This window comes from Glutamicibacter sp. NPDC087831 (assembly GCF_044742845.1).
In the GTDB taxonomy this organism is placed as follows: Bacteria; Actinomycetota; Actinomycetes; order Actinomycetales; family Micrococcaceae; genus Glutamicibacter.
Genome location: NZ_JBIUVH010000001.1, coordinates 917,621 through 938,534 on the forward strand (window position 1 = coordinate 917,621; position 20,914 = coordinate 938,534).

21 protein-coding genes and 1 pseudogene are annotated in these 20,914 nt (G+C 59.4%); 12 read left to right on the top strand and 10 right to left on the bottom strand.

What is annotated here, in order from left to right; all coding sequences use genetic code 11:
• Nucleotides 1–294: 294 nt before the first annotated feature.
• Together ACIOJF_RS04525 and ACIOJF_RS04530 are read right to left on the bottom strand one after the other, a co-directional pair.
• Nucleotides 295–498, bottom strand: a complete 204-nt coding sequence (locus tag ACIOJF_RS04525) for a cold-shock protein (protein WP_013349123.1) — start codon at nucleotides 496–498, stop codon at nucleotides 295–297.
• A 677-nt stretch (nucleotides 499–1,175) separates the two neighbouring features.
• Nucleotides 1,176–2,111, bottom strand: a complete 936-nt coding sequence (locus ACIOJF_RS04530; protein WP_402696126.1) for an NAD(P)/FAD-dependent oxidoreductase — start codon at nucleotides 2,109–2,111, stop codon at nucleotides 1,176–1,178.
• On the opposite strand from ACIOJF_RS04530, the gene ACIOJF_RS04535 reads away from it, so the two are divergent.
• Together ACIOJF_RS04535 and ACIOJF_RS04540 are read left to right on the top strand one after the other, a co-directional pair.
• Entirely contained in the window at nucleotides 2,110–2,763 is a 654-nt protein-coding gene (locus tag ACIOJF_RS04535; RefSeq protein WP_402696127.1) for a helix-turn-helix domain-containing protein, read from the top strand. The two genes, ACIOJF_RS04530 and ACIOJF_RS04535, sit on opposite strands and share 2 nt — an antisense overlap.
• A gap of 72 nt (nucleotides 2,764–2,835) precedes the next feature.
• Nucleotides 2,836–3,654 carry a thioesterase family protein gene (locus ACIOJF_RS04540; protein WP_332595148.1) on the top strand — a complete coding sequence of 273 codons (819 nt, stop codon included), beginning with the start codon at nucleotides 2,836–2,838 and terminating at the stop codon, nucleotides 3,652–3,654.
• Here the strand turns inward: ACIOJF_RS04540 and ACIOJF_RS04545 are convergent.
• Entirely contained in the window at nucleotides 3,651–4,265 is a 615-nt protein-coding gene (locus ACIOJF_RS04545; RefSeq protein ID WP_105661392.1) for a uridine kinase, read from the bottom strand. The genes ACIOJF_RS04540 and ACIOJF_RS04545 overlap by 4 nt on opposite strands.
• Before the next feature lie 95 nt (nucleotides 4,266–4,360).
• On the opposite strand from ACIOJF_RS04545, the gene ACIOJF_RS04550 reads away from it, so the two are divergent.
• A complete protein-coding gene (locus ACIOJF_RS04550) occupies nucleotides 4,361–5,098 on the top strand; it encodes a biotin/lipoate A/B protein ligase family protein (protein ID WP_402741283.1) in 738 nt (245 codons plus the stop codon).
• A gap of 59 nt (nucleotides 5,099–5,157) precedes the next feature.
• Here ACIOJF_RS04550 and ACIOJF_RS04555 read toward each other — a convergent pair whose 3' ends face one another.
• Nucleotides 5,158–5,436 carry a glutaredoxin domain-containing protein gene (locus ACIOJF_RS04555; protein WP_105661390.1) on the bottom strand — a complete coding sequence of 93 codons (279 nt, stop codon included), beginning with the start codon at nucleotides 5,434–5,436 and terminating at the stop codon, nucleotides 5,158–5,160.
• Nucleotides 5,437–5,563: 127 nt separating this feature from the next.
• Here ACIOJF_RS04555 and ACIOJF_RS04560 point away from each other — a divergent pair, with 127 nt between their 5' ends.
• Nucleotides 5,564–6,292: an SOS response-associated peptidase gene (locus tag ACIOJF_RS04560; RefSeq protein ID WP_332489397.1), complete on the top strand. Its 729-nt coding sequence runs from the start codon at nucleotides 5,564–5,566 to the stop codon at nucleotides 6,290–6,292.
• Here ACIOJF_RS04560 and ACIOJF_RS04565 read toward each other — a convergent pair.
• The 4 genes from ACIOJF_RS04565 to ACIOJF_RS04580 form a co-directional block, all read right to left on the bottom strand.
• Nucleotides 6,289–6,801 carry a hypothetical protein gene (locus ACIOJF_RS04565; protein ID WP_105661388.1) on the bottom strand — a complete coding sequence of 171 codons (513 nt, stop codon included), beginning with the start codon at nucleotides 6,799–6,801 and terminating at the stop codon, nucleotides 6,289–6,291. The two genes, ACIOJF_RS04560 and ACIOJF_RS04565, sit on opposite strands and share 4 nt — an antisense overlap.
• Before the next feature lie 96 nt (nucleotides 6,802–6,897).
• A complete protein-coding gene (locus tag ACIOJF_RS04570; RefSeq protein ID WP_105658255.1) occupies nucleotides 6,898–7,527 on the bottom strand; it encodes an MBL fold metallo-hydrolase in 630 nt (209 codons plus the stop codon).
• Nucleotides 7,527–8,612, bottom strand: coding sequence for an S-(hydroxymethyl)mycothiol dehydrogenase (locus ACIOJF_RS04575; RefSeq protein WP_105658256.1), 1,086 nt, complete (start codon nucleotides 8,610–8,612; stop codon nucleotides 7,527–7,529). Before ACIOJF_RS04575 ends, ACIOJF_RS04570 begins: the two co-directional genes overlap by 1 nt.
• Before the next feature lie 177 nt (nucleotides 8,613–8,789).
• Complete coding sequence (locus ACIOJF_RS04580) at nucleotides 8,790–9,233, bottom strand: hypothetical protein (RefSeq protein ID WP_402741284.1); 444 nt, start codon at nucleotides 9,231–9,233, stop codon at nucleotides 8,790–8,792.
• An 80-nt stretch (nucleotides 9,234–9,313) separates the two neighbouring features.
• On the opposite strand from ACIOJF_RS04580, the gene ACIOJF_RS04585 reads away from it, so the two are divergent.
• The 4 genes and pseudogenes from ACIOJF_RS04585 to ACIOJF_RS04600 all read left to right on the top strand — a co-directional run.
• On the top strand, nucleotides 9,314–10,240 hold the full coding sequence (locus tag ACIOJF_RS04585) for an AraC family transcriptional regulator (protein ID WP_402741285.1): 927 nt from the start codon (nucleotides 9,314–9,316) through the stop codon (nucleotides 10,238–10,240).
• A gap of 93 nt (nucleotides 10,241–10,333) precedes the next feature.
• Complete coding sequence (locus tag ACIOJF_RS04590) at nucleotides 10,334–10,642, top strand: DUF6504 family protein (protein ID WP_286172116.1); 309 nt, start codon at nucleotides 10,334–10,336, stop codon at nucleotides 10,640–10,642.
• Between the two features lie 36 nt (nucleotides 10,643–10,678).
• Complete coding sequence (locus ACIOJF_RS04595; protein ID WP_402741286.1) at nucleotides 10,679–14,134, top strand: DNA polymerase III subunit alpha; 3,456 nt, start codon at nucleotides 10,679–10,681, stop codon at nucleotides 14,132–14,134.
• 103 nt (nucleotides 14,135–14,237) lie between these two features.
• A pseudogene (locus ACIOJF_RS04600) lies at nucleotides 14,238–14,618 on the top strand (nucleotidyltransferase family protein); the annotation flags it as partial.
• A 6-nt stretch (nucleotides 14,619–14,624) separates the two neighbouring features.
• On the opposite strand, the gene ACIOJF_RS04605 reads toward ACIOJF_RS04600, so the two are convergent.
• Together ACIOJF_RS04605 and ACIOJF_RS04610 are read right to left on the bottom strand one after the other, a co-directional pair.
• The gene (locus ACIOJF_RS04605) at nucleotides 14,625–15,065 is read right to left on the bottom strand and encodes a VOC family protein (RefSeq protein ID WP_105658261.1); all 441 of its coding nucleotides are present in this window, start codon (nucleotides 15,063–15,065) and stop codon (nucleotides 14,625–14,627) included.
• A 259-nt stretch (nucleotides 15,066–15,324) separates the two neighbouring features.
• Nucleotides 15,325–16,692 (bottom strand): MFS transporter, encoded by a 1,368-nt coding sequence (locus ACIOJF_RS04610; RefSeq protein WP_402741287.1) that lies wholly within the window; start codon nucleotides 16,690–16,692, stop codon nucleotides 15,325–15,327.
• Between the two features lie 80 nt (nucleotides 16,693–16,772).
• On the opposite strand from ACIOJF_RS04610, the gene ACIOJF_RS04615 reads away from it, so the two are divergent.
• The 4 genes from ACIOJF_RS04615 (at nucleotide 16,773) to ACIOJF_RS04630 (ending at nucleotide 20,903) form a co-directional block, all read left to right on the top strand.
• Nucleotides 16,773–17,408 carry a helix-turn-helix domain-containing protein gene (locus ACIOJF_RS04615; protein ID WP_105658263.1) on the top strand — a complete coding sequence of 212 codons (636 nt, stop codon included), beginning with the start codon at nucleotides 16,773–16,775 and terminating at the stop codon, nucleotides 17,406–17,408.
• 120 nt (nucleotides 17,409–17,528) lie between these two features.
• A complete protein-coding gene (gene thrS / locus ACIOJF_RS04620) occupies nucleotides 17,529–19,544 on the top strand; it encodes a threonine--tRNA ligase (RefSeq protein ID WP_105658264.1) in 2,016 nt (671 codons plus the stop codon).
• A 23-nt stretch (nucleotides 19,545–19,567) separates the two neighbouring features.
• Nucleotides 19,568–20,134 (top strand): HIT domain-containing protein, encoded by a 567-nt coding sequence (locus ACIOJF_RS04625; RefSeq protein WP_105661379.1) that lies wholly within the window; start codon nucleotides 19,568–19,570, stop codon nucleotides 20,132–20,134.
• A 154-nt stretch (nucleotides 20,135–20,288) separates the two neighbouring features.
• Entirely contained in the window at nucleotides 20,289–20,903 is a 615-nt protein-coding gene (locus tag ACIOJF_RS04630; RefSeq protein ID WP_105658266.1) for a hypothetical protein, read from the top strand.
• Nucleotides 20,904–20,914 lie beyond the last annotated feature (11 nt).

The following is a 20,914-nucleotide window of genomic DNA, read 5'->3' on the forward strand; positions in this document are numbered from 1 at the left end:
CTGTCGCGAATGCAGCTCCCTTTTCGATTCATTGCCGTGGCGCCACAGTGGAGTTTCCGCAATCTACTAGCCCGTGCAGTTGATAGTCGAATTCCGAGCTGAATTCCGGCTACCGATGCCGATAGCTGCTGCTTTCCGCTTGCCCCCGAAGCAGACGGAACTGCCAGGTAGATTGCTTGGCGTTGGGGTTCTTCGCGAACGACCTCCGGTCGAAGCCTGCAGCTAAGAACCGGTTAAAAGCAACAAAGGTGCAGTTCCAACCTTGCGGGGAACTACACCTTTGAAGAAAGTCTCTTAGCGAGCCTGGATGTTGGTTGCCTGTGGGCCCTTTGGACCAGCTTCCAGGGTGTACTCAACAGTCTGGCCCTCTTCGAGGCTACGGAAACCGAAGCTCTGGATTGCGCTGTAGTGTGCGAAGACGTCAGCCGATCCATCCGAAGGAGCGATGAAGCCGAAGCCCTTTTCAGCGTTGAACCATTTCACGGTGCCAGTGGCCATAGTGTTATATCCTTATTTATTGATTGGCCACGATGTGGCCTGGTTGCCGATCCGAAGTTCCGAATCGGAAAATTTAGGGGTTACCTCGCGCAGAGCTGCCGAGAACGATTCGCCTGCCGTCGATACGGAGAATCGAATACTGATTTTGCCGGTATCGGCCAAAACGGGGGTCGCTGCACTTGCTTAAACATCGTCGGATTCCAGGCTGCTAACGGGTAATGACCCCACGCTAGCGGAGTAGAACAAGGAATCCACAGAAAAGTGACGTACGGAGTCGTCGAGATGTTTTATCTGCAGTGAAGAAGAGAAGATGAAGAATTCGTTTCGATAGGAGCTCATTCGATCTGAAGATCGATGAACCGATTTGTAAAGCACAGACGATTTGTTGGCTGTGCTACAAATCCTACTGCTAACAATTACTGGCGGGGACTCACACCTGCAACCGTTGAGGTAACAAAACAAGCGTACCATTGATCGTTGGTCCGTGGGGCGTGATGCGTGATACTTGGGCGTTTTGGCAATGCAAATCGTTGCATCGACATTCGTTATTTGCCTGTTGACTAGTGTTTTAGTAAATATTATTTTTCCGGAAAATTGATGCGGGCTATTTTCATGCTCACCCTGCGGCCCTGGCTCTACCCCGTTTGGGCCGGTGCCCGAAGGGGTAGAGCCAGCAGTTACGGATTCGCTTGCGCCTGGACCTTAGCTAGCTGATTTCCGAGCAGATCCGCATTTATGGCTGCTCCGGCGATCGTTCCGGCTGCGGCTGCTGCCATGACCATCGCGCCTAGGTTGCTGGCATTCCCTGCCGCATAAACCCCTGGCAGGGCTGTGGCACCCATTTCATTGACCTGGATGAAGGTGCCAAGCGGGTGCTCGGCAAGCTGTCCGCCGAGCTTGAGATAGAGCGAGGCTTGTGCGTTCATTCGGCTTGCAACTACCAGAGCTTGAGCGCTGATCTTCTGGCCGTCTGCCAGCGTGACTGAATCCAGAGTCCCCTGGGTGTCGAAATCGATTGCTTTCACTGGCTGCTCAACCACCGGTATTCCCAATGCGGCAAGTGTCGCGCGATTTTCATCGTTCAATGCATCCGGGGTGTGGTTGACGAAGGTGATCTTCGAGCTGAGCCGGCTGAACATCATTGCTTGGTGCGTGCTCATGGGGCCGATTCCGAGTACCAGGATCTCCTGGTCACGCACTTCCCAGCCGTGGCAGTATGCGCAATGGATCGCGGTATCACCCCATGCTTGGGCCAGCCCCGGAATCGACGGCAAATCATCAATGAGGCCCGTTGCCAGCACGATTCGTTCGGCGCTAAAGGTATTCCCTTCAGCTGAGACGTTGAATCCGGTGTCCAGTGAACCGGTGAGGTTCTCCACCTCGCCTTCGATGATCCGCGCGCCATAGCTAATCGCTTCCTGCCGTCCGCGGGCCAGGAGGTCCAGCGGGTTGATGCCTTCGTTTCCCAGAACGTTGTGGGCATGCTGCGCTGCCGCGTTCCGCGGATTTCCCTCGTCGATGACCAGGACAGTGCGCCGTGAGCGGCCCAATGCGACTGCGGCCGCGAGCCCGGCACTGCCGCCGCCGATAATGATCGCTTCGAAATGTTCCATGATTCCTCTCCCTGCTATTTGTGATGTTGTGTCCACGGTATCGACGTTTTGCGCTGTGGGGTGTACCGTTTTGCGCATGACGCAAGAATTCGAAGTTGACCAAGTTATCCGCCAGCGCATAAGAACGTTGCGGCAGAACCTCGGCTGGTCGTTGGAATCGTTGGCGAGCAAGGCTTCCCTGAGCGTTTCCACGCTCAGCAGGATTGAAACGGGAGGCCGGCGTATTGCTCTTGACCAGCTGGTTCCAATAGCCAAGGCACTGAATACCAGCTTGGATGAGTTCGTATCGACCTCTGAAGCCGAGATTATTATCCGCCCGGAGCCGATTTCGATGCCCGGGATAACCATGTGGAAGCTGTCCACCGATGACGCAGTTAACGGGGTGAATGTGTCGAAAATGCGTTTCGACCCTTCGCAGGCGCCTGCTCCCACCGAGCTGCGTATTCATCCGGGCAAGGAATGGTTCACAGTGCTCCTCGGAGAAATCCAGCTAAAGCTAGGAGATCGCACCTATCACGTGAAGGCGGGGCAATCTGCGCAGTTCGACACAATGACTCCTCATGCCCTGTGGGCGGTCAATGGCATTGCCGAGGTGCTCGGAATCATGGATAATGCAGGCCAACGAGCCCATGAGCACGACACAGCCAGCTAGTTTAGTGATTTCAATTACTCTTGGATAACCTGAGGGCAGAGTATTGAACACTGCGATGCCAGGAGGGCAACGATGACGCACCAGCTCAACGAGGAGCTTGAACAGGTCCTAGCTGATGGCGATTTCTATTTCGAAGCACTCGGTGAAGGCCGCTATCGCTCGTCGTGGCATTCCCAAGGTGCGTGGAATCCCCATGAGCAGCACATGGGTCCCGCCTCTGGAATCTTGGCCTACGCCTTGGAAAATTTCCAGCCTCGTGAAGACATGCGCATCGCACGGATCAGCTATGAGATCCATGGCCTTATTCACGCCGGAGAATTCGAGATCTCAACGCGAATGGTCCGTCCCGGCCGGACGATCGAATTGATCGAGGCCGAAATGACGGCCAAGGGCCGCACCAGCATCGTTGCGCGCGCGTGGCGGGTGATTACGGGTGACACCAGTGCTGTTGCAGGGGTTGAAGACAAGGAAATCCCAGGCCCAGAGGCCTGCGCGGTGCGCGAAATCAGTGAGCAGTGGCCCGGCGGCTACATCAAATCCATCGAGATGCGCGCCAATGATGAGCTGCGGCCGGGTCGAGGTTTTGCGTGGCTGCGTACTCCTTATGACCTCGTCGACACAGGAGACGCCACAGCGTTGTCCAGCTTGGTGGGAATGATCGACACGGCAAACGGTGTGGTGCCGCGCGTGGATCCGGGTGAAGGAACCTGGATCTACCCGAACGTGGATCTGCAGATCCACATGTACCGCAAGCCCGAGGGCAAGTGGCTGGGCCTGGATGTCCAGCAGAGCTTCGGCACAGACGGCATCGGCCTGACCTCAACGGTATTGCACGATGAAGCAGGCCCTTTCGGCCGTGCTGAACAGATCCTGACGGTCCGTTCGCGCTAGCTCGATGCGCCGGTTGAAAGCTTGGCCAGCAGCTTCTTGAGCTCTGGCTTGGACTTCAGCGTGAACTGGCGCTGGCGGTACTTTTCCCGGTCTGCACCGTGGGCCCGGAAAAGTGCATAGCCGCGCTTGACCAAGAACAGGACCGGTTTCCGGCGCTGTGCTACATCGCGCACGAACCGTCGAAGAGCAGTTACCAATGCAGGTTCGTCGACGTAATACGCTTGGACGTTAATGCCCTTGGCGCGCAGCGGATCAAGGATTTCGTAGAGGAAGATGCCTTCGGCGACAATCGGCCCGTCTGCGCAAGCGATTTCACGATGCCCGTTGTAGCTCGAGGTCGTGATCGAGTAGTTGGGGACCAGAGTGGTACCGTGGTGGAGCAAATCATCGATAGCCTGCAGTGCGGCTTCCTGATTCCAGGTAGCCGAATTGTCCCAATCGATTTCGCCGTAATCGGTACGGGGGAAATCAACGGGATTCCCGTCTTCGCTGATCTGGCGGTAGAACTCGTCAAGCGGCAGGTGGGGTCGGCCGAATTTCGACGCGAGATAGGACTTGCCGGAGCCGGACGGTCCGCCGATCAGGATGACAGGGGTAGAAGAATTTGGCACGCCTTTTATTATGGCCCAGAAACCTCGGCCATCGGCAATCGGATGCTGTGACATCTACTCCGCCTGGAGCGAATTGCTGAATTAGACTCAGATTTATGAGTTTGTGGAACCCCCAGTCAGATGCGCCGTTATCTGTGGAAATCGAAAATCCTACCGGAGACCCGGCTGCTGACCTAGAACGTGGAGTGCAACTGCTGCGCAGCGTCCAATCTGGCGAAAGCGGCGCGCTGCTACGGCTCTATCGTCCGGACCCGACCCTGGCCTTCGGCCAGCGCGATGTGCGGCTAGAGGGCTATGAGGCGGCTCGTGACGTAGCGCAGCAGCAAGGCTTTGCTCCTTTGGTGCGCAAAGCTGGAGGCCGGGCCGCCGCGTATCACCGGGGTACATTGATCGTTGATCATATTGAGCCCGAAGCCGAGGCGGTGATGCGCCAGCAGAATCGCTTCGAGGTCTTCGCGCGGGTGTATGCCAACGCTTTCCAGCGCCTTGGCGTGAATGCGCAAGTCGGGCCAATCCCGGGGGAGTATTGCCCGGGAGATCATTCGGTGCATGGCCTCTCTGATGGGAAATCGCCGCGCAACTATCCAGTGAAGCTGGCAGGCACAGCTCAGCGTGTGGTTTCCGGGGCATGGCTGTTCTCTTCGGTCTTTGTTGTCGAGGATTCCGCGCCGTTGCGGCAAGTCCTCGATGGGGTCTACCAAGCAATGGGCATTCCAATGGATCCCACGACGGTAGGCGCGGCTAATGATCTGCTCGCCGCTGTCACCACCGAAGCATTTATTTCAGCGCTGCTCGACGAATATAGCGAGCACGCCACGCTGCAAGGCATCTAGCACAGCTTAAAAAAGAATCGGCACCCGATGCGGGTGCCGATTTTGGTTCGCGGCCGGATCTAGGCGCCGACTCGCTCAACAACCTCGTCAATGCGCGGGTTGGTGGCTGCGGTGCCGTCCGGGAAGATCAGGGTTGGCACGGTTTGGTTGCCGTTGTTGAACGCCTCGACGATCTCTGCGGTGCCTTCGACTTCTTCGATATTCACCTCGGTGTATGCGACACCCTTCTGGTCCATCAGGCGCTTGAGGTTGCGGCAGTAGCCGCACCAGCTGGTGGTGAACATGGTGACTCCGCCGGCAGCGGGAACGTACTGGTCAAGGTTCAATTCGTTGCTCATACATGGTGTAACGGCAATGATGTTTACTTTGTTCCCGGAGCGGTAGAAAAAGTTCGCTGGATTCTTTTGCTCCGCTCGCTAGACTGGGGAGCAGATTTTCCTTGATGCCGGTTCTAAGGGGTAGGCGATGTGCGGACGATATGTGATGGCCAAAGCCATCGGCGATCTGGTGGCAGAGGCCGAGGCGGAAGCGGACGCCAATCTGGAACTGCGCCAGTCCTGGAACGTTGCTCCGACTACCGACGTGCCGGTTGTGCTCGAGCGGCTGATCGACGATGAGCTGCACCGCCAGATCCATGTAGCACGGTGGGGGCTGGTGCCAGGATGGGCCAAGGAGCTGGCGGTCGGGGTGCGCGCCTTCAATGCGCGCAGCGAGACGGCCAGCACCAAGCCGACCTTCCGTTCGGCGGTGAAGAAGCGCCGTGCCGTCGTCCCGGTGGAAGGGTATTACGAATGGAAAAAGGAAGGCAGCAAAAAGCGCCCCTTCTACGTGCATCGCGAGGATGGAAAGCTGATCTTCTTCGCCGGCCTCTACGAATGGTGGAAGGACCAGGACGGGTCCTGGATTCTTTCCACCTCGATCATGACCATGGATTCACCTTCGGCGGAAGAGCCCGGGGTGCTCGGCGAACTTGCGGGCCTGCATGATCGCCTGCCCATTCCGTTGGGCAAGGAGATGATGGGCCGGTGGATGAACCCTGCCGAGGAAGACGGTGAAGGGCTGATCGAGCAGATTCGCGCCGAAGCTTTCGATGTGGCTTCCCAATGGACCATGCATGAGGTCGATACCGCTGTTGGCAATGTGCGCAATAATTCGCCGGAGCTGATTGCGGCGCACAGCAACTCGCTGTTTTAGCCGCGGATGGCTGAGCCGCTGGGCTTGGACCCGAGCCGGAACCCCAGGTAGCTGCTGGCCAGCAGGGTTCCTGCCACAAGTCCCAGCTCGCCCATGACGTGGGCTGCGCTGTCAGGAACGAATGCTGCTTCGCTCAGCGGAGCATAGGCGAACCAGCCGAAGGTTCGAACCTGGTTGTAGTCCCATAGCAGTGCTCCGATGCCACCTGCTGCCAACAACAGCCCGGCGATCAGGAACCAGGCCTTGAACCGAGCGAGCTGGCGAAGCGATAAGCCGCCGGCAACCCCCAGCGCGCCAACGCCGAGCAAAGCCAGCACCCAACCGAGAACTTCGGCGGGACCCGGGCCGAAGTAGGTTTCAGAGTCTTCGACCAGCGGTACATAGGATCCAGAGTAGAAAACTACTTCTTGTTGACTGTCCCACCACAGCACGACGATGCCGACGATGATGAATACTGCTGCGCCCAGGAATAAGGCAGTGGCGGACTTGTAGCGTTTATCTGAAGGCATGTATTTAATCTTGCCATCACCAGATGTTTTGCGCATCAACTTTAAACACGAGCGGCAGCCGGCTCTAAAGGCCTGCTGCCGCTCGATGCGTGGTGCTTAGTGACCGCGCTTGATCCATTCATCCAGGTTCGGCGCTTCTGCACCGATGGAGGTGGCATCGCCGTGGCCGGTATTGACCACGGTTTCAGCTGGCAGGACCAGCAGCTTGGTGCGGATCGACTCGACGATCGTCTCGAAGCTGGAGTAGCTGCGACCGGTAGCCCCCGGGCCGCCGTTGAACAGGGTGTCACCGCTGAACAGTACACCGAGGTCTTCAGCGTAGAAGCAGGTTGAGCCCGGAGAGTGCCCCGGGGTGTGCAGGGCGGTCAGCGTGGTGCCGGCGATGGTGAATGAATCGCCTTCGCTGATTTCTGCGTCCACATCGCGCTCGGGGTAGACAGCTTCCCAGAGCATGCGGTCTTCCGGGTTCAAGAACAGCGGTGCATCCACGGCGTCGGCGAATTCGCCAGCCGCACGGATGTGGTCATCGTGCCCGTGGGTAAGCAGCACGGCCATGACTTCTCGATCGCCCACAGCTTCGCGGATCTTGGCTACATCATGTGCCGGGTCGATGACCATCACCTCGGAATCATCGCCGACGATCCAGACGTTGTTATCGACATCCCACGTCCCGCCATCCAGGGAGAAGGTGCCGGAAGTGACGACGTTCTCGATGCGGGCGGCCACTAGAGCTCCACCACCGAACGAAGCACGGTGCCTTCATGCATCTTGGTGAACGCGTCTTCGATTTCATCGATCGTGATGCGTTCGGTGACAAAGGCATCCAGATCCAGGCGGCCGAGCTTGTACTGCTCGACGAGCATCGGGAAGTCGTGGCTCGGCAGGCAGTCGCCGTACCACGAGCTCTTCAGCGAGCCGCCGCGGCCGAAGACATCGAGCAGCGGCAGCTCGAGCTTCATCTCCGGAGTTGGCACGCCTACCAATACGACGCGGCCAGCAAGATCGCGGGCGTAGAAGGCCTGCTTGTAGGTTTCCGGGCGGCCCACCGCGTCGATGACGACGTCGGCGCCGAAGCCGCCGGTCAGCGCCTGGATGGCTTCCACGGCGTCGACCTTGGAGGAATCCACGGTGTGGGTGGCGCCGAACTTCTTGGCGCCTTCCAGCTTGTCCGGGTTCACGTCCACCGCGATGATGGTGGTTGCGCCGGCCAGCTGCGCGCCGGCGATGGCAGCAGCGCCCACGCCACCGCAACCGATCACTGCGACGGACTCGCCGCGCTTGATCTCGCCGGTATTGATCGCTGCCCCGATGCCGGCCATGACACCGCAACCGAGCAGGCCTACTGCGGCCGGGTCGGCTTCTTCATCCACGATGGTGCACTGGCCGGAGTGGACCAGGGTCTTTTCGGCGAAGGACCCGATGCCCAGCGCTGGGGAAAGCTCGGTGCCATCTTCCAGGGTCATCTTCTGGGTGGCATTGAAGGTGTTGAAGCAGTACTTCGGCTCGCCCTTGGCGCAAGCGCGGCACTGGCCGCAGACTGCACGCCAGTTCAGGATCACGCGGTCGCCGACCTTGACGTTGGTGACGTTCTCGCCGATCTGGCTGACTACTGCGGTGGACTCGTGGCCCAGCAGGTACGGGTACTCGTCGCCAATTCCGCCGAGCTTGTAGTGCAGGTCGGTGTGGCAGACACCGGTGGTGAGCACATCGACAACTACTTCTCCGGGACCCGGATCCGGAACGATGATGTCTACGACCTCTACGGGTGCGTCCTTGACGCGGGAAATAACGGCTTTGACCTTATGGGACATGGGATTTAGCTCCTGGAACGATTGGCTAGTGCTCTCTCGATGCTATCGGTGTCTCAGGTGCTAATCGAGCATTCGAGACACAATGACGCAGGCAGTTTCGCGCAGAGCCAATTTGTGCAGGTTGATCACGGGTTGCCCCCGGAATGGATGTGACGGGGCAGGAGTGCTGCATCCAGCTCAAACACCGCTGAGCAGGAGGACAGCGCCTAGGCTGGAACCCAGTGCTCGCGCGGCATTGGCCCTGATCCACCGTGGCTCATATTTCGCCCAAGCCAACGAATTCTGCTCCAGTCGCCGATTGAGCGGAACATTGACCCCGATAGTGAGCAGGGCACCGCTAAGCACCAGTGCCGCTCCGATCGATATGCGGATATTCTCGTGGACGATGGAGAGGGCAAGGCATCCAGCGCTGGCGAGCAAGCCGAGGAAGAACAAGCTCAGGACTGGGGGCCGTTGGGCGTATCTGTTCACGTGGACCATGAACGTGCTTGCGGAGCGATCATCCATTCGCGCTAGCGCAGGGAAGACCACGAGGGTGAAGGAAACGTAGAATCCGGCAATGATCAAGCCGGTGGCAATTGTCAGCAGCGGCAGGAAAATAGTAAGCAACGTCAGGTTCATGATTTCATTCAACAGATGTTGGGCAGGATTTTGAATGCTCAAGGCTCGACAATGCATACGCAGTCGTCCAGAGTGGTGGCGTGAGACCCGATGCATTTTTCCCTTCTGGCCCACGGGCTCGTGAAGCCTTCATTCTCCGCATGTGCATGGAGGGCCAGTGGAGTGTTGCTGTTCGCGATCATTGCCCGCTGACGATTTTGGCGGTGCGCTCGGGATCCTGCAGTGTGCAACGAGGACAAAAGTCCGTGGTGGCGCAGCAAGGCGAACTGGTCGTCATTTGCGGATCAGCCTCCTATGAGGTTCGCTCGGCCAGCGCCCAGACCCTTCAGGCCGCGGCGCCTGGCAACTATGCCATTGCCCCGGGCCAGCAATGCCTGGGGCCATCGGGCCGAGCCATGGTCCAAGAGTTGCGCCATGGGGTGCGTGCATGGGGCAATTCGCCTAATGGCCCCGACCAGCTACTGGTTGGCACCTTCACTACGACCAGCGCTGTCGCTGATCTTGTCTGCGAGGGTACCGATCTGGCAGTTATCGATGACGACGCGGCGTGGCGATGGGCTGAACTGCTGGCGACCGAAGCCGAAAGTGCGGGTCCCGCCCAGCAGGTGGTATTGGACCGGCTGCTGGACATTCTGGCGATCTGCGCCTTGCAGCACTTGCCGGGAACCAGGGCGCTTCGCTCGGCGGCGCCAGGCATTGGGTTGGCGGTGGGGGCGATGTGGGCGCAACCAGCTCGAGCGTGGAGCGTGGAGGGGCTGGCCAGAACAGCTGCGATGTCCCGTTCGGCTTTTTCGCCAGCCTTCCGCCAGGCCATGGGCACCGCACCCATGGGGTACCTCACCAAATTGCGTCTGGGATTGGCTCATGATGCGCTGCTCGCCAGCGATGCACCGCTGTCGCAGATTGCCCGTGATGTCGGATATTCTTCACCCTTTGCGCTCAGCGCTGCCTTTCGCAGGGCTTATTCAACCAGTCCGTCGGCGCTGAGATCCGCTGCACTTGGCTAACCCAAACTGTCGGTCGCGCTGACTAGTGTAACTGTCATTCGAACACGTGTTCGAATAGAATGGTTCTACTAAGTAAGGAGTGCACACGTGGGGATGTTCACCGAGTCGATCGAGGTTACTCGTGCAGCTGATGGAATGCCGTTGCGCGTGAGCTGGCAAGGGCAGGACTATCGCTTGGTGGCCGAGCCTCAGCGCTGGTTCGAACGCCGCAAATGGTGGGATGAAAACCTGCGGATTCCTCGCGGAGCCGGTGCGGGGATTGCCGACTATGAGATGTGGCGCCTGCAACTGGTCGCGGTGCGCGGATCCCGGCAAGTGCACAGCGTTGATGTGAGTTTTGATGCGCAAACCGAACGGTGGCGTCTGGTGCGTGTGCATGAGTCGCTGGCCCGCAGCGCCTAATTCCCCTGCAGGGGAACATATATTCGAAGGACCTCCATGAGCTTCACCCACCTGAACGTCAGTTCTTCCTATAGCGCCCACTACGGAGTCTCGCACCCAAAGCGGCTGGCCCAAGCGGCCAAAGCGCAGGGTGCCCAGATGCTCGCACTGACTGACCGGGATGGGCTCTATGGAACGGTCAAGCATGTGGCGGCCTGCATGGCAGAAGGGCTGCACCCGATTCTCGGGGTGAACCTTGCCGTGCTCGATAACCACGGAGAAACCCAAGGGCGGATTGTCCTGCTGGCCCGTGGGCGCTGCAATGGCGCAGGGTATGCGGCGCTGTGCCGAGCCATCACCCTCGCGCACAGCACTGCGCACGGGGTTCCGGGGCTGAAAACCGAGCAGCTGGCACACCTGGGTGCTGCCGGGAACCTGATGATCCTGCTCGGCGGCGAATCAGACGTGGCCCGCGCAATCCTCAAGGGAAGCTACGCCCAAGCCCGGGCACTGCTTGCCAGCTGGAAGAAGCGGCTGGGAAAGATGCTGCGAGTGGAAATCACCACGCACCTCTCCAGCCCTGGATCGCGCTACAGCCTCGGTGAAGCAGCCCGCTTGCTGCGCTACGCCCAGGAGCGGGGGATCAGGGCCGTGCTCACCAACGCCGTGCGCTACGTGGACCCCGATGGAGCGGTTACCGCAGACATCCTGGACTCGGCGCGCGCCCTGCATAGCCTGAAGAACCTGGACTCCTGCCAACCCAATGGCCAAGGGTGGCTGAAAACCCCGCCCCAGATGCGCCAGCTGGCCAAGGAGATCGGCCAAGCCACAGAAAGGAGCTGGGCGCAGCAGCTTTTGCGGGAAACTGAAGCGCTCGCCGAATGGGCAGCGGCGGACCCGGTAGCCGATCTTGGATGGAAGCAGCCGGTGATCCCCGAAGCGAAGATCATCGGCCTGCACCGTCCGGCCATGCAAGAACTCACCGAGCGAGTCCATGCAGCGGTGCCTGGGCTCTTGCCGCACGCCAATCCCAGCCTCATTGAAAGACAGCTGGCTCTGGAACTTGGGGTGATCGACCGGCTGGACTTCGCCGGGTATTTCCTGACCGTCGCCGAAACCGTCAAGCTGATCACCGGCATGGGAATCCGCGTGGCCGCCCGCGGCTCCGGTGCTTCCTCGCTGGTGAACTACCTGCTGGGCATCAGCCAGGTGAACCCGCTGGCCCACGACCTGGTGTTCGAACGCTTCCTCTCCGATACCCGCACCACCCTGCCGGATATCGACATCGACGTGGAATCCGCACGCCGCCACGAGATCTACCGCGAGATCTTCTCCAGCTTCGGGGAAGAGCGCGTCAGCCTGATGAGCATGCAGAACGCCTACCGTGCGCGCGGCGCGGTCCGTGATGCAGGAGCCGCCCTCGGGGTAGAGCAGGAGCAGGTGGATGAGATCGCGAAGCAGCTCTGGCGCTTCTCCGCATCCTCTTTCCGCGAAGCGCTCACCGAGAAGCCGGAGCTGGCCGCATTGGCAGAACGCATTACCGATGACACCCAGCTCGATATCCTCATCGACGCTACCGAGCGCCTGGACCGGCTGCCCCGGCATATCTCCATGCACCCCTGCGGGGTGATCCTCTCCGACGCGAGCCTGCTGGACCGCACCCCGGTCCAGCCCTCGGGCATCGGACTGCAGATGAGCCAGTTCGACAAGCATGACATGGACCTGATGGGCTTGATCAAGCTCGACGTGCTCGGTGTGCGCATGCAATCGGCCATCGCCTACACGCTCGAGGAGATCGCCCGCATGCACCCGGATAAGCAAGCGGCCGCCCGCGCCGGAGGGCACGCCGACGACAGCTATATCTCCGCTACCGGAGCGATAGACCTGTCCAGGGTGCCACTGGATGACGAACCCACTTTCGAATTGATCCGCTCCACCCATACGCTGGGCTGCTTCCAGATCGAATCCCCGGGGCAGCGCGAACTGATCGGCAAGCTCGCGCCCCGCGAATTCAACGACCTGATCATCGATATTTCCCTGTTCCGCCCGGGTCCCATGCAGTCGAATATGGTCAAGCCCTACCTGGAGCACCGCCACGGATTCGCCCCTGCCCAATACCTGCACGAGGATCTGATTCCGGCGCTCGCCGAAACCCACGGGGTGACCGTCTTCCATGAACAGGTGCTGCGCATGCTTGATGTGCTCACCGGATGCGGATTGGGCATGGCCGATGTCTACCGGCGCCTGCTGGGCAACCCGGAGAAGGAACCAGCCGTAGAGAAGTATGTGCGCGCCGAGGCGGCCAAACGCGGTTATAGCCAGGAAACCATTGACCAAGTCTGGGAGGTGCTCTCCGGCTTCGGCTCCTTCGGCTTCTGCAAGGCTCACGGGGCTGCCTTTGCCGTACCTACCTACCACTCGGCCTGGCTCAAGGCGCACCACCCCGAAGCTTTCCTTGCCGGGATCTGGGAGCACGACCCGGGCATGTACCCCAAGCGGCTGCTGGTCTCCGAAGCACGCAGAATGGGCGTTCCCATCCTCCCGCTGGATATCAACCGATCCACCGGGCACTACCGAGTCGAACGAATATTCGAATCCGCTCCAGTGAAGGTTCCTGTGGTGCCCCGCGCACCCAGCTCGCTGCGCCCTGGGCGCTATGGAATCCGCCTGGCCTTCCGCGATATCCACCAGATGAGCGAACGCGAAGTGCAACGCCTGGTCGCAGGCCAGCCCTATGAGCACCTCGCCGATGTCCGCGCCCGCGCAGGACTCTCGCGACGCACCTACCAGAACCTTGCAGCGCTCGGAGTGTTCGATTCCCTATTGTCCGGGACCTCCCGTGCCAACACGATCGCCCACACGCAATCCATGGCGCACAGCTCCCTTCCGGCCAAATACCGGCCGGGACCCGGACAACTTGCCCTGGATCTGGGGCAGATCGAATATATCGACCAGACCGGCAAAGCACTGGATCCCGCGGAAGTAGTACGTACCGAATTGGACCTCATGCATCTGGACGCCAGCGAGCATCTGATCACCTCGTACCGCCAACGGCTGGCGCACCTGCCCATTACGCAGGCAGCCGAGCTGCTGCACCTGCGCAACGGAACCGAAGTTCTGGTCGCCGGGGTACGGGTGGCCACTCAGACTCCTCCCATGCGCGGAGGCAAGCGTGTGGTCTTCATTTCCGTGGATGATGGGACTGGCTGCATCGACGCCACCTTCTTCGATGACACGCAGCAGCGCACAGCGCCCTTGCTCTTCTCCACACGCATGCTGCTCATCCACGGGGTCACACGCCGTACCGGACCGCGCGGCATCTCCCTCCAAGCGCTGAACGCCTGGGACCTGCATCAGCCGGAGACCCTGCCTGCTGCAGGCTACCTCGCGGAGCTCACCCGGCCGCAACCAAGCTATCGGCCAAACCTCGGCGAGGGAGCACGCAAGATCGAAAATGTCAGGGAACTTGCCAAACGGATGGAAGCTGAAGGCCTGGACCAGAGAGGGGCCTGACGAGTTAGTTCGCTGACAGGGTTTACCTAACAGATACATCGGGTCCAATGGGAGAGATACCTGATGTGAGGGGAGAACGGGCGTAAGCGCAGATGATTGGTGGCTCACTGCAGGTGCACTATCCCAAACAGTTTGGAACGTGCTCGAAGGCAAAGATCCGCAAAGAGGAATTCGTGACTACGACTTCATCTACTTCGATGAAGATACGTCCTGGGAGGCCGAAGATGCGCTCATTCGTGGAGCCAAAGTCCTCTTCAAGGGCATGGACGCAGAAATCGAAGTACGCAACGGAGCATGCGTCCAACTTTGGTACGAAGAGCCCTTTGGGGCGCTGGCTATTCCATTCCTCAGCGTCACGGACGCCATCGACCATTTCGCAGCGAAGGCCTGCTGCTTTGCAGGCACTAGTGATGAGCCTGGGCAAATTAGCACCTATGAACCCTGGCCTGAACGGGAACCATCAAGGAAGATCACTGAAAACTGATAATTCTCAAACCGAGGAAACATGCCCATCGGCGTCGACGACAAATGACGGGTTGTGCACAAAATCCCAGCGGAAGCCATCCGGATCAGCCACACAGGCACTCTTGCCGCCCCACGGCTGCACCGTCGGTTCGGTGACAGAAGTCGCTCCCGCATCCAGCGCTCGCCGGTAGTGTCGGTCCACTTCTGCGTCAGAGTGCACGTTGTGTCCCAGTGAGATCGGTGGCGCCAGCTGGCTGTGCCCGACGTCGCCGTACTCGCTGGGCATCTGCTTCACATCCCAGAGGGCGAGCATCAAGCCATAGCCGGCACGGACAAAAGCGATTTCCGGGTGAGCTGGCTGGACCAGCTCAAACCCCAGGCCCTCGGTGTAGAACTTCGTGGAAGCACCGACATCGCGCACTCCGAGGGTAATGGCACTGATGACAGGTGGGGCCGGTTTGTTCATATTACTAGGGTAGGAGGGGTTGAAAATGAAAGCCATGGGTTTGCGGATCTTCCAAGACTTTTCCTGCCTCCTTATAGATAGATCCATTGCTCGTTGCGCAGCGCTTGATACCTCGCCTGGGCAATTGCATCGTCGGCTTGGTGCGTCAATGCAGAAGCATGGCGGTATCTTTTTTCGCTGCTGAAGATTCGCTTCCGGGCTGATCGCTTGAGCCGGAAATCGCTGGGCGACGTGGGATCGGAATTCACTTTGGATACTCCTATTCGGTGGAGGCCGCTGGGGCGGGGGATTGTTGAGGGGCGGATGCGCTGGTGAGTTCGGGCGATGCCGCCATCCAATGCTCAGGACGGGGTATGCGCCGTACCTGCGGTGAGAGCCAGGCCAAGACTGCTGCTAAGGAAACGAATGCCCCGAAAAATATCAGCGTTGGTCCCATGCCGACCGATTCCAGACCAAATCCGGTAAGCAGCGGAGATAAGGGCAAAGCGGCCAGTGCCATAAAGGTGATTAGGGAATTAGCGCGCCCAGACATTTGCTTCGGAATGGAGGCCATGAAGTATCCACCCACCGCAGCGTTGAGAGCTGGAACGCTGAGGAAGCTGATCATCAGCATGGTCCCCATCCAGAGCAGGTTCGTATTAAACCCGATGAGCAGCATGGCTACACCCAAAATGGTGAGACAGGTGCAGGTCAGTAAACCACTGCGGAATTTATCGATGAGCTTCGTTGCGACCAACGATCCGAGCAGCATTCCAGCGCCCATGAAGGTAGAAGTTAACCCGATAACCCAGGGTTCTTCGGAACGCTGTTGAAGTCCGTAGATCAGCGTTGTCATCAGCCCGTTGACGCCGATGTTGACGACCGTAATCAAAATCAGCAGAGCGCGCAGCTGTGGCCGGGAAAAGCACCAGTGCATGCCTGCCAGAATTCCGTGGGCCACTTTCTCTTCGGAATCATTGCTGGTGCCATTGGAATCTTGCCCAGATAGCTTGGCTGCCCGCAATGGACGACGCAGTGCAAATCCACTGGCCGCAGCGATCAGATTCAGGACACTGACGATGAGCAGGGCAATGCCACCGCCTAATCCCAGAAGCACGCCGCCCAGGGGAGCGGAGCCGAGCATCAGCACCGAGTCGCGGCCTTGATTCGCCGCCATCGCACGGCCGAGCTGTTTGGGGTGTACAAGATCCTTTAGGGCGGCATTAGTTGTCGACCCAAAGTACCCGCCGCGCAGTTCCATAAGGATGTGGGCAAGGCATAAGGAGGCAACCGGCAGTGAACCGACGCTGCTGCCCAGGGCCATGGCTGCCGTGATTGCAGCACCGGCGAAACTTCCTATGAGAATCATCCGAGCCTTGTCGGTACGATCCGCCATGGCTCCGCCGGCCAAAATTACGCCCGCCCGTGCTGCCATTCCCACTGCGGCCAGGGTTCCGGCCAAAACCGGGGACCCCGTAGCGGACAGCAAGATCAAAGGAAAGATGAACCCGTAAATACTGCCCGACAGCAAAGCCGTTGAGTCCGCCAGCAGCCACATCCGGTAGTTGCGCTGCACGCGCAAAGGCGGCAAAGGCTCCGTGATAATCGCTGTGGTGCCTGATGGATCGTTGGCCTGGATGCTGGTCATGGCACCAACTATAGATTCGCAAATAAAGTTGCGCAATAGAATTTGCGCAACTTTATTTGTGGGATTGCTATGCTGTGCTTATGAGCAACCATGAGCCACCGGTCACATTCACCACCCCCATGCTCAAGGCCATCGCAAACCCCTTGCGTCGGCAAATCCTTGACGCGCTTTCGGCAATGGAAACCGCACGCGCGGCAGACCTCGCGCAGGCTCTTGGCGTACCCGCGAACAAGGTCAGTTTCCATCTGCGTGAGCTGGCCAAAGCCGACATGATCGTTGAAGTTCCGGAACTGGCGCGCGATAGGCGTGACCGCGTATGGAAACCTGCGGCTCGCGGCTATACGACCGGCAAAGTGGGAGAGCGCCCGGAGGACCAGACCGGGACGGCCATGGATGCCTACCTCAGCCAAGTGGTCCATGACGAGCAACGCCGCTTGCAAGCGACGCTTCGGCATGCAGAAAGGCACTATCGCGGCGAAGAGCCCGGGGAGATTAAAGCGCAGATGCAAACGAGCAACCTGATGCTTACCCAAGATGAATGCGACGAACTCATGCGCCGCATGGAAGAAGTGATTCCGGCTTTCCGCGAGGATCTGAAAAACGGCAAAGTCACCAGTTCGCAGCCCGCGGGCGATCGTGAAATCTGGCATGTCATGAGCCTGTTCAACGCAGATTCGCTGTTGAACGAGTCACAAGAGGGCGATCAATCTTCGTAAAACCCGAGGTAAACGCACGCTGAGGTGGGGTCCTGAACTAAACTGGATTCTGGCTGGCTGTGGCCAAGGTATGCCACAAGCTATGAAGCCATCACAGATTGAAAGGTAGAACCCGATCTCATGAGCGAGCAGCTGACTCTCACCATTGACGGCGAGCAGGTACAGGTGGACGCGGGAACGACCGGTCTGCAGCATTTTGCCAACGATAAAGACGTGGTTGTCATGCACGTCGATGGCGTATTGCGCGACCTGGCCCGCGAACTGGAAGCCGGAACCACTGTCACCCGCGTAACCATCAATGATCCAGAAGGATTGGAGGTGCTGCGCCACTCGACTGCCCACGTGATGGCCCAGGCTGTGCAGCAGCTGCGCCCGGACTCCAAGCTGGGAATCGGCCCCTACATCACCGACGGTTTCTACTTCGACTTCGATGTCGAGGACCCATTCACCCCAGAAGACTTGAAGCAGCTGGAAAAGATGATGCAGAAGATCATCAACCAGAACCAGCTCTTTGTCCGCCGCGAAGTTTCCCCGGAGGAAGCCAAGGCTGAAATGGCCAACGAGCCATACAAGTGCGAGCTGTTGGCCAAGGCCGACTCCGCCGACACTTCCGGCGAAGGCGTCACCGTTGAGGTGGCCGCTGGCGAAACCACCATCTACGACAACGTGGACCGCAAGTCCGGCGACACTGTCTGGAAGGACCTGTGCCGCGGACCGCACCTGCCGAACACCAAGCTGATCAAGAACGCCTACGCGCTGACCCGCTCGGCTGCCGCCTACTGGCTGGGCAGCGAGAAGAACAAGCAGCTGCAGCGCATCTACGGCACCGCATGGCCAACCAAGGACGACCTGAAGGCCTACCAGGAGCGCCTGGCCGAAGCCGAGCGCCGCGACCACCGCAAGCTCGGTGCCGAACTGGACCTGTTCTCGTTCCCCGATGAGCTGGGCTCGGGCCTGCCGGTGTTCCACCCCAAGGGCGGCATCATCAAGCGCGAAATGGAAGACTACGTGCGCGACCGCCACGTCGAAGAAGGCTTCCAGTACGTGGGCACCCCGCACATCTCCAAGGATGGGCTGTTCCACACCTCGGGCCACCTGCCGTACTACGCGGACACCATGTTCCCGGCGCTGCACATCGATGAAGAGCGCGATGAAGATGGCAACATCACCAAGCAGGGCCAGGAATACCGCCTGAAGGCCATGAACTGCCCGATGCACAACCTGATCTTCCGCGGCCGCGGACGTTCATACCGTGAATTGCCGCTGCGCCTATTCGAATTCGGCCACGTCTACCGCTACGAGAAGTCCGGCGTGGTCCACGGCCTGACCCGCGTGCGAGGTTTCTCCCAGGATGACAGCCACTCCTACGTCACCAAGGAGCAGGCACCGGCCGAGGTTGAGCACCTGCTGAACTTCATGCTCTCGCTGTTGCGCGACTTCGGCATGGACGACTTCTACCTGGAGCTGTCCACCCGTGATCCGGAGTCGGACAAGTTCATCGGCTCGGATGAGCAGTGGGATGAAGCTACCGCCGTGCTGGAGCGCGTCGCCACCGAATCCGGCGTCGAACTGGTTGCCGACCCAGGCGGAGCCGCATTCTACGGTCCGAAGATCTCGGTCCAGGCCAAGGATGCCATCGGCCGTACCTGGCAGATGGGCACCGTGCAGTACGACTTCAACCAGCCAGCGCGCTTCGGTTTGGAGTACCAGGCTGCCGACGGTTCCCGCCAGGAACCAGTGATGATCCACGCTGCGAAGTTCGGTTCCATCGAGCGCTTCCTGGGCGTGCTCACCGAGCACTACGCAGGTGCCTTCCCCGCATGGCTCTCGCCGGTACAGGTTCGCGCGATCCCAGTGGCCGAGGCTTTCAACGACTACCTCGGTGAAGTTGTTGCCAAGCTCAAGGCGCAGGGTGTCCGCGTGGAACTGGATGACTCGACGGATCGCTTCCCGAAGAAGATCCGCAACGCGTCCAAGGACAAGGTTCCATTCGTGCTCATCGCCGGTGGCGAAGATGCCGATGCAAACGCCGTGTCCTTCCGCTTCCGCGATGGCAGCCAGGAGAACCAGGTTCCAGTCGACGATGCGGTAGCCCGCATCGTTGAAGCCATCAAGAGCCGCGACAACAACAACTAGTTCGGATAGGGAGTCCACCAAGCATGCAGGAACAAGCAGACCGGTCCGTCACCGACGACTTTGAACTCGCCGGAGTGCCGGATTCGTTCCAGCGCCTGTGGACTCCCTACCGGATGGCTTATATCAAGGGCGGACAGGACCAGGTCAAGGATGAGGCCAGTTGCCCATTCTGCGCCGGTCCTGGGCGTACCGACGAAGAAGCGCTGATCGTGCACCGTGGCAAAACCTGCTACGTGATCCTGAATCTGTTCCCGTACAACCCGGGCCACCTGCTCGTGTGCCCGTACCGCCATGTGCCCAACTACACCGATATCACGGTGGAGGAAACGGCCGAAATGGCAGCGTTGGCGCAGCAGTCAATGCGCGTGCTGCGCAAGGTCTCCAACCCCGCCGGTTTCAACCTGGGCATGAACCAGGGCGAAGCCGGGGGAGCAGGCATCGCCGCGCACCTGCATCAGCACATCGTGCCGCGCTGGAACGGGGATGGGAACTTCTTCCCTATCATCGCGCAGACCAAGGCGATCCCGCAGACCTTGTCCGAGGTTCGCAGTGCCATTGCCGAAGCGTGGGACAGCGAAACCCCGAACTAGGCAATAGCTGGTACTTGGGCCCGGCAGAACATGGAAATGTTCTGTCGGGCCCAACGTCATTTAATGCAAAAGCCACGATGTTGGCCTGCTGCAATGCAAGACCAAATAGACTGTTGCGGCATGTTGGAGAAACTTCTTCCTGAAATGAGCATCGTTGAATATTCCCAGGTCCCCTGAACCAATCGGCACCATCGAAGAAATCCGCGACTGGATTATTAGTGGATCCGAGCATGAAATGCGTTTCGCCATCCAAGGTGCAGCCCGCTACTCAATCGGCATGATTGATCAGCTGCTTGAAGACCTGAGCTACGAGCATGATGCAAACTGCGACAGGTTCCTGCGCGGTTGGCTCGATACCCTGGATCCGCTGGAACGGCTCGCGGCGGCTGTGGCCACCGAGCACCACTACCAATTGAGCCTAGTTGCGATCTCGCAAGCGGCGGACCGGGCATTGGTGCAGGTGATGGAGTCAGTTAAACCGGCAATCGAGGACCTTGCCAAAAATTTTGAATCCGTCCATCAGCGTGCCAGCGACCCGGACCCCTCCTACACCAAACACTTCACTCCGCGATTGCTGGCATATGCGCAGCAATTGCGCTCCGTAGCCGAAGATATCAACGGCGACGTTCCGCTGGTGCAATTTATGTCTGAGGAAGTGGCGCGCATTGAAGCAGCTAATCCTGAAGGCTACGGTCAACCAGCAAAATATCAAGTGTCGGATGCAATAGCGTCACGCCAAATATTCACCGGCAAAAAGCACTCTGACTAGTTGTTTAGTAG

Coding starts and splice junctions, on each gene's coding strand:
- ACIOJF_RS04525 (WP_013349123.1), bottom strand. CDS start 498: ATGGCCACTGGCACCGTGAAATGGTTCAACGCTGAAAAGGGCTTCGGC.
- ACIOJF_RS04535 (WP_402696127.1), top strand. CDS start 2,110: ATGATTCCTCTCCCTGCTATTTGTGATGTTGTGTCCACGGTATCGACG.
- ACIOJF_RS04530 (WP_402696126.1), bottom strand. CDS start 2,111: ATGGAACATTTCGAAGCGATCATTATCGGCGGCGGCAGTGCCGGGCTC.
- ACIOJF_RS04540 (WP_332595148.1), top strand. CDS start 2,836: ATGACGCACCAGCTCAACGAGGAGCTTGAACAGGTCCTAGCTGATGGC.
- ACIOJF_RS04550 (WP_402741283.1), top strand. CDS start 4,361: ATGAGTTTGTGGAACCCCCAGTCAGATGCGCCGTTATCTGTGGAAATC.
- ACIOJF_RS04555 (WP_105661390.1), bottom strand. CDS start 5,436: ATGAGCAACGAATTGAACCTTGACCAGTACGTTCCCGCTGCCGGCGGA.
- ACIOJF_RS04560 (WP_332489397.1), top strand. CDS start 5,564: ATGTGCGGACGATATGTGATGGCCAAAGCCATCGGCGATCTGGTGGCA.
- ACIOJF_RS04565 (WP_105661388.1), bottom strand. CDS start 6,801: ATGCCTTCAGATAAACGCTACAAGTCCGCCACTGCCTTATTCCTGGGC.
- ACIOJF_RS04575 (WP_105658256.1), bottom strand. CDS start 8,612: ATGTCCCATAAGGTCAAAGCCGTTATTTCCCGCGTCAAGGACGCACCC.
- ACIOJF_RS04580 (WP_402741284.1), bottom strand. CDS start 9,233: ATGAACCTGACGTTGCTTACTATTTTCCTGCCGCTGCTGACAATTGCC.
- ACIOJF_RS04590 (WP_286172116.1), top strand. CDS start 10,334: ATGTTCACCGAGTCGATCGAGGTTACTCGTGCAGCTGATGGAATGCCG.
- ACIOJF_RS04595 (WP_402741286.1), top strand. CDS start 10,679: ATGAGCTTCACCCACCTGAACGTCAGTTCTTCCTATAGCGCCCACTAC.
- ACIOJF_RS04605 (WP_105658261.1), bottom strand. CDS start 15,065: ATGAACAAACCGGCCCCACCTGTCATCAGTGCCATTACCCTCGGAGTG.
- ACIOJF_RS04610 (WP_402741287.1), bottom strand. CDS start 16,692: ATGACCAGCATCCAGGCCAACGATCCATCAGGCACCACAGCGATTATC.
- ACIOJF_RS04615 (WP_105658263.1), top strand. CDS start 16,773: ATGAGCAACCATGAGCCACCGGTCACATTCACCACCCCCATGCTCAAG.
- thrS (WP_105658264.1), top strand. CDS start 17,529: ATGAGCGAGCAGCTGACTCTCACCATTGACGGCGAGCAGGTACAGGTG.
- ACIOJF_RS04625 (WP_105661379.1), top strand. CDS start 19,568: ATGCAGGAACAAGCAGACCGGTCCGTCACCGACGACTTTGAACTCGCC.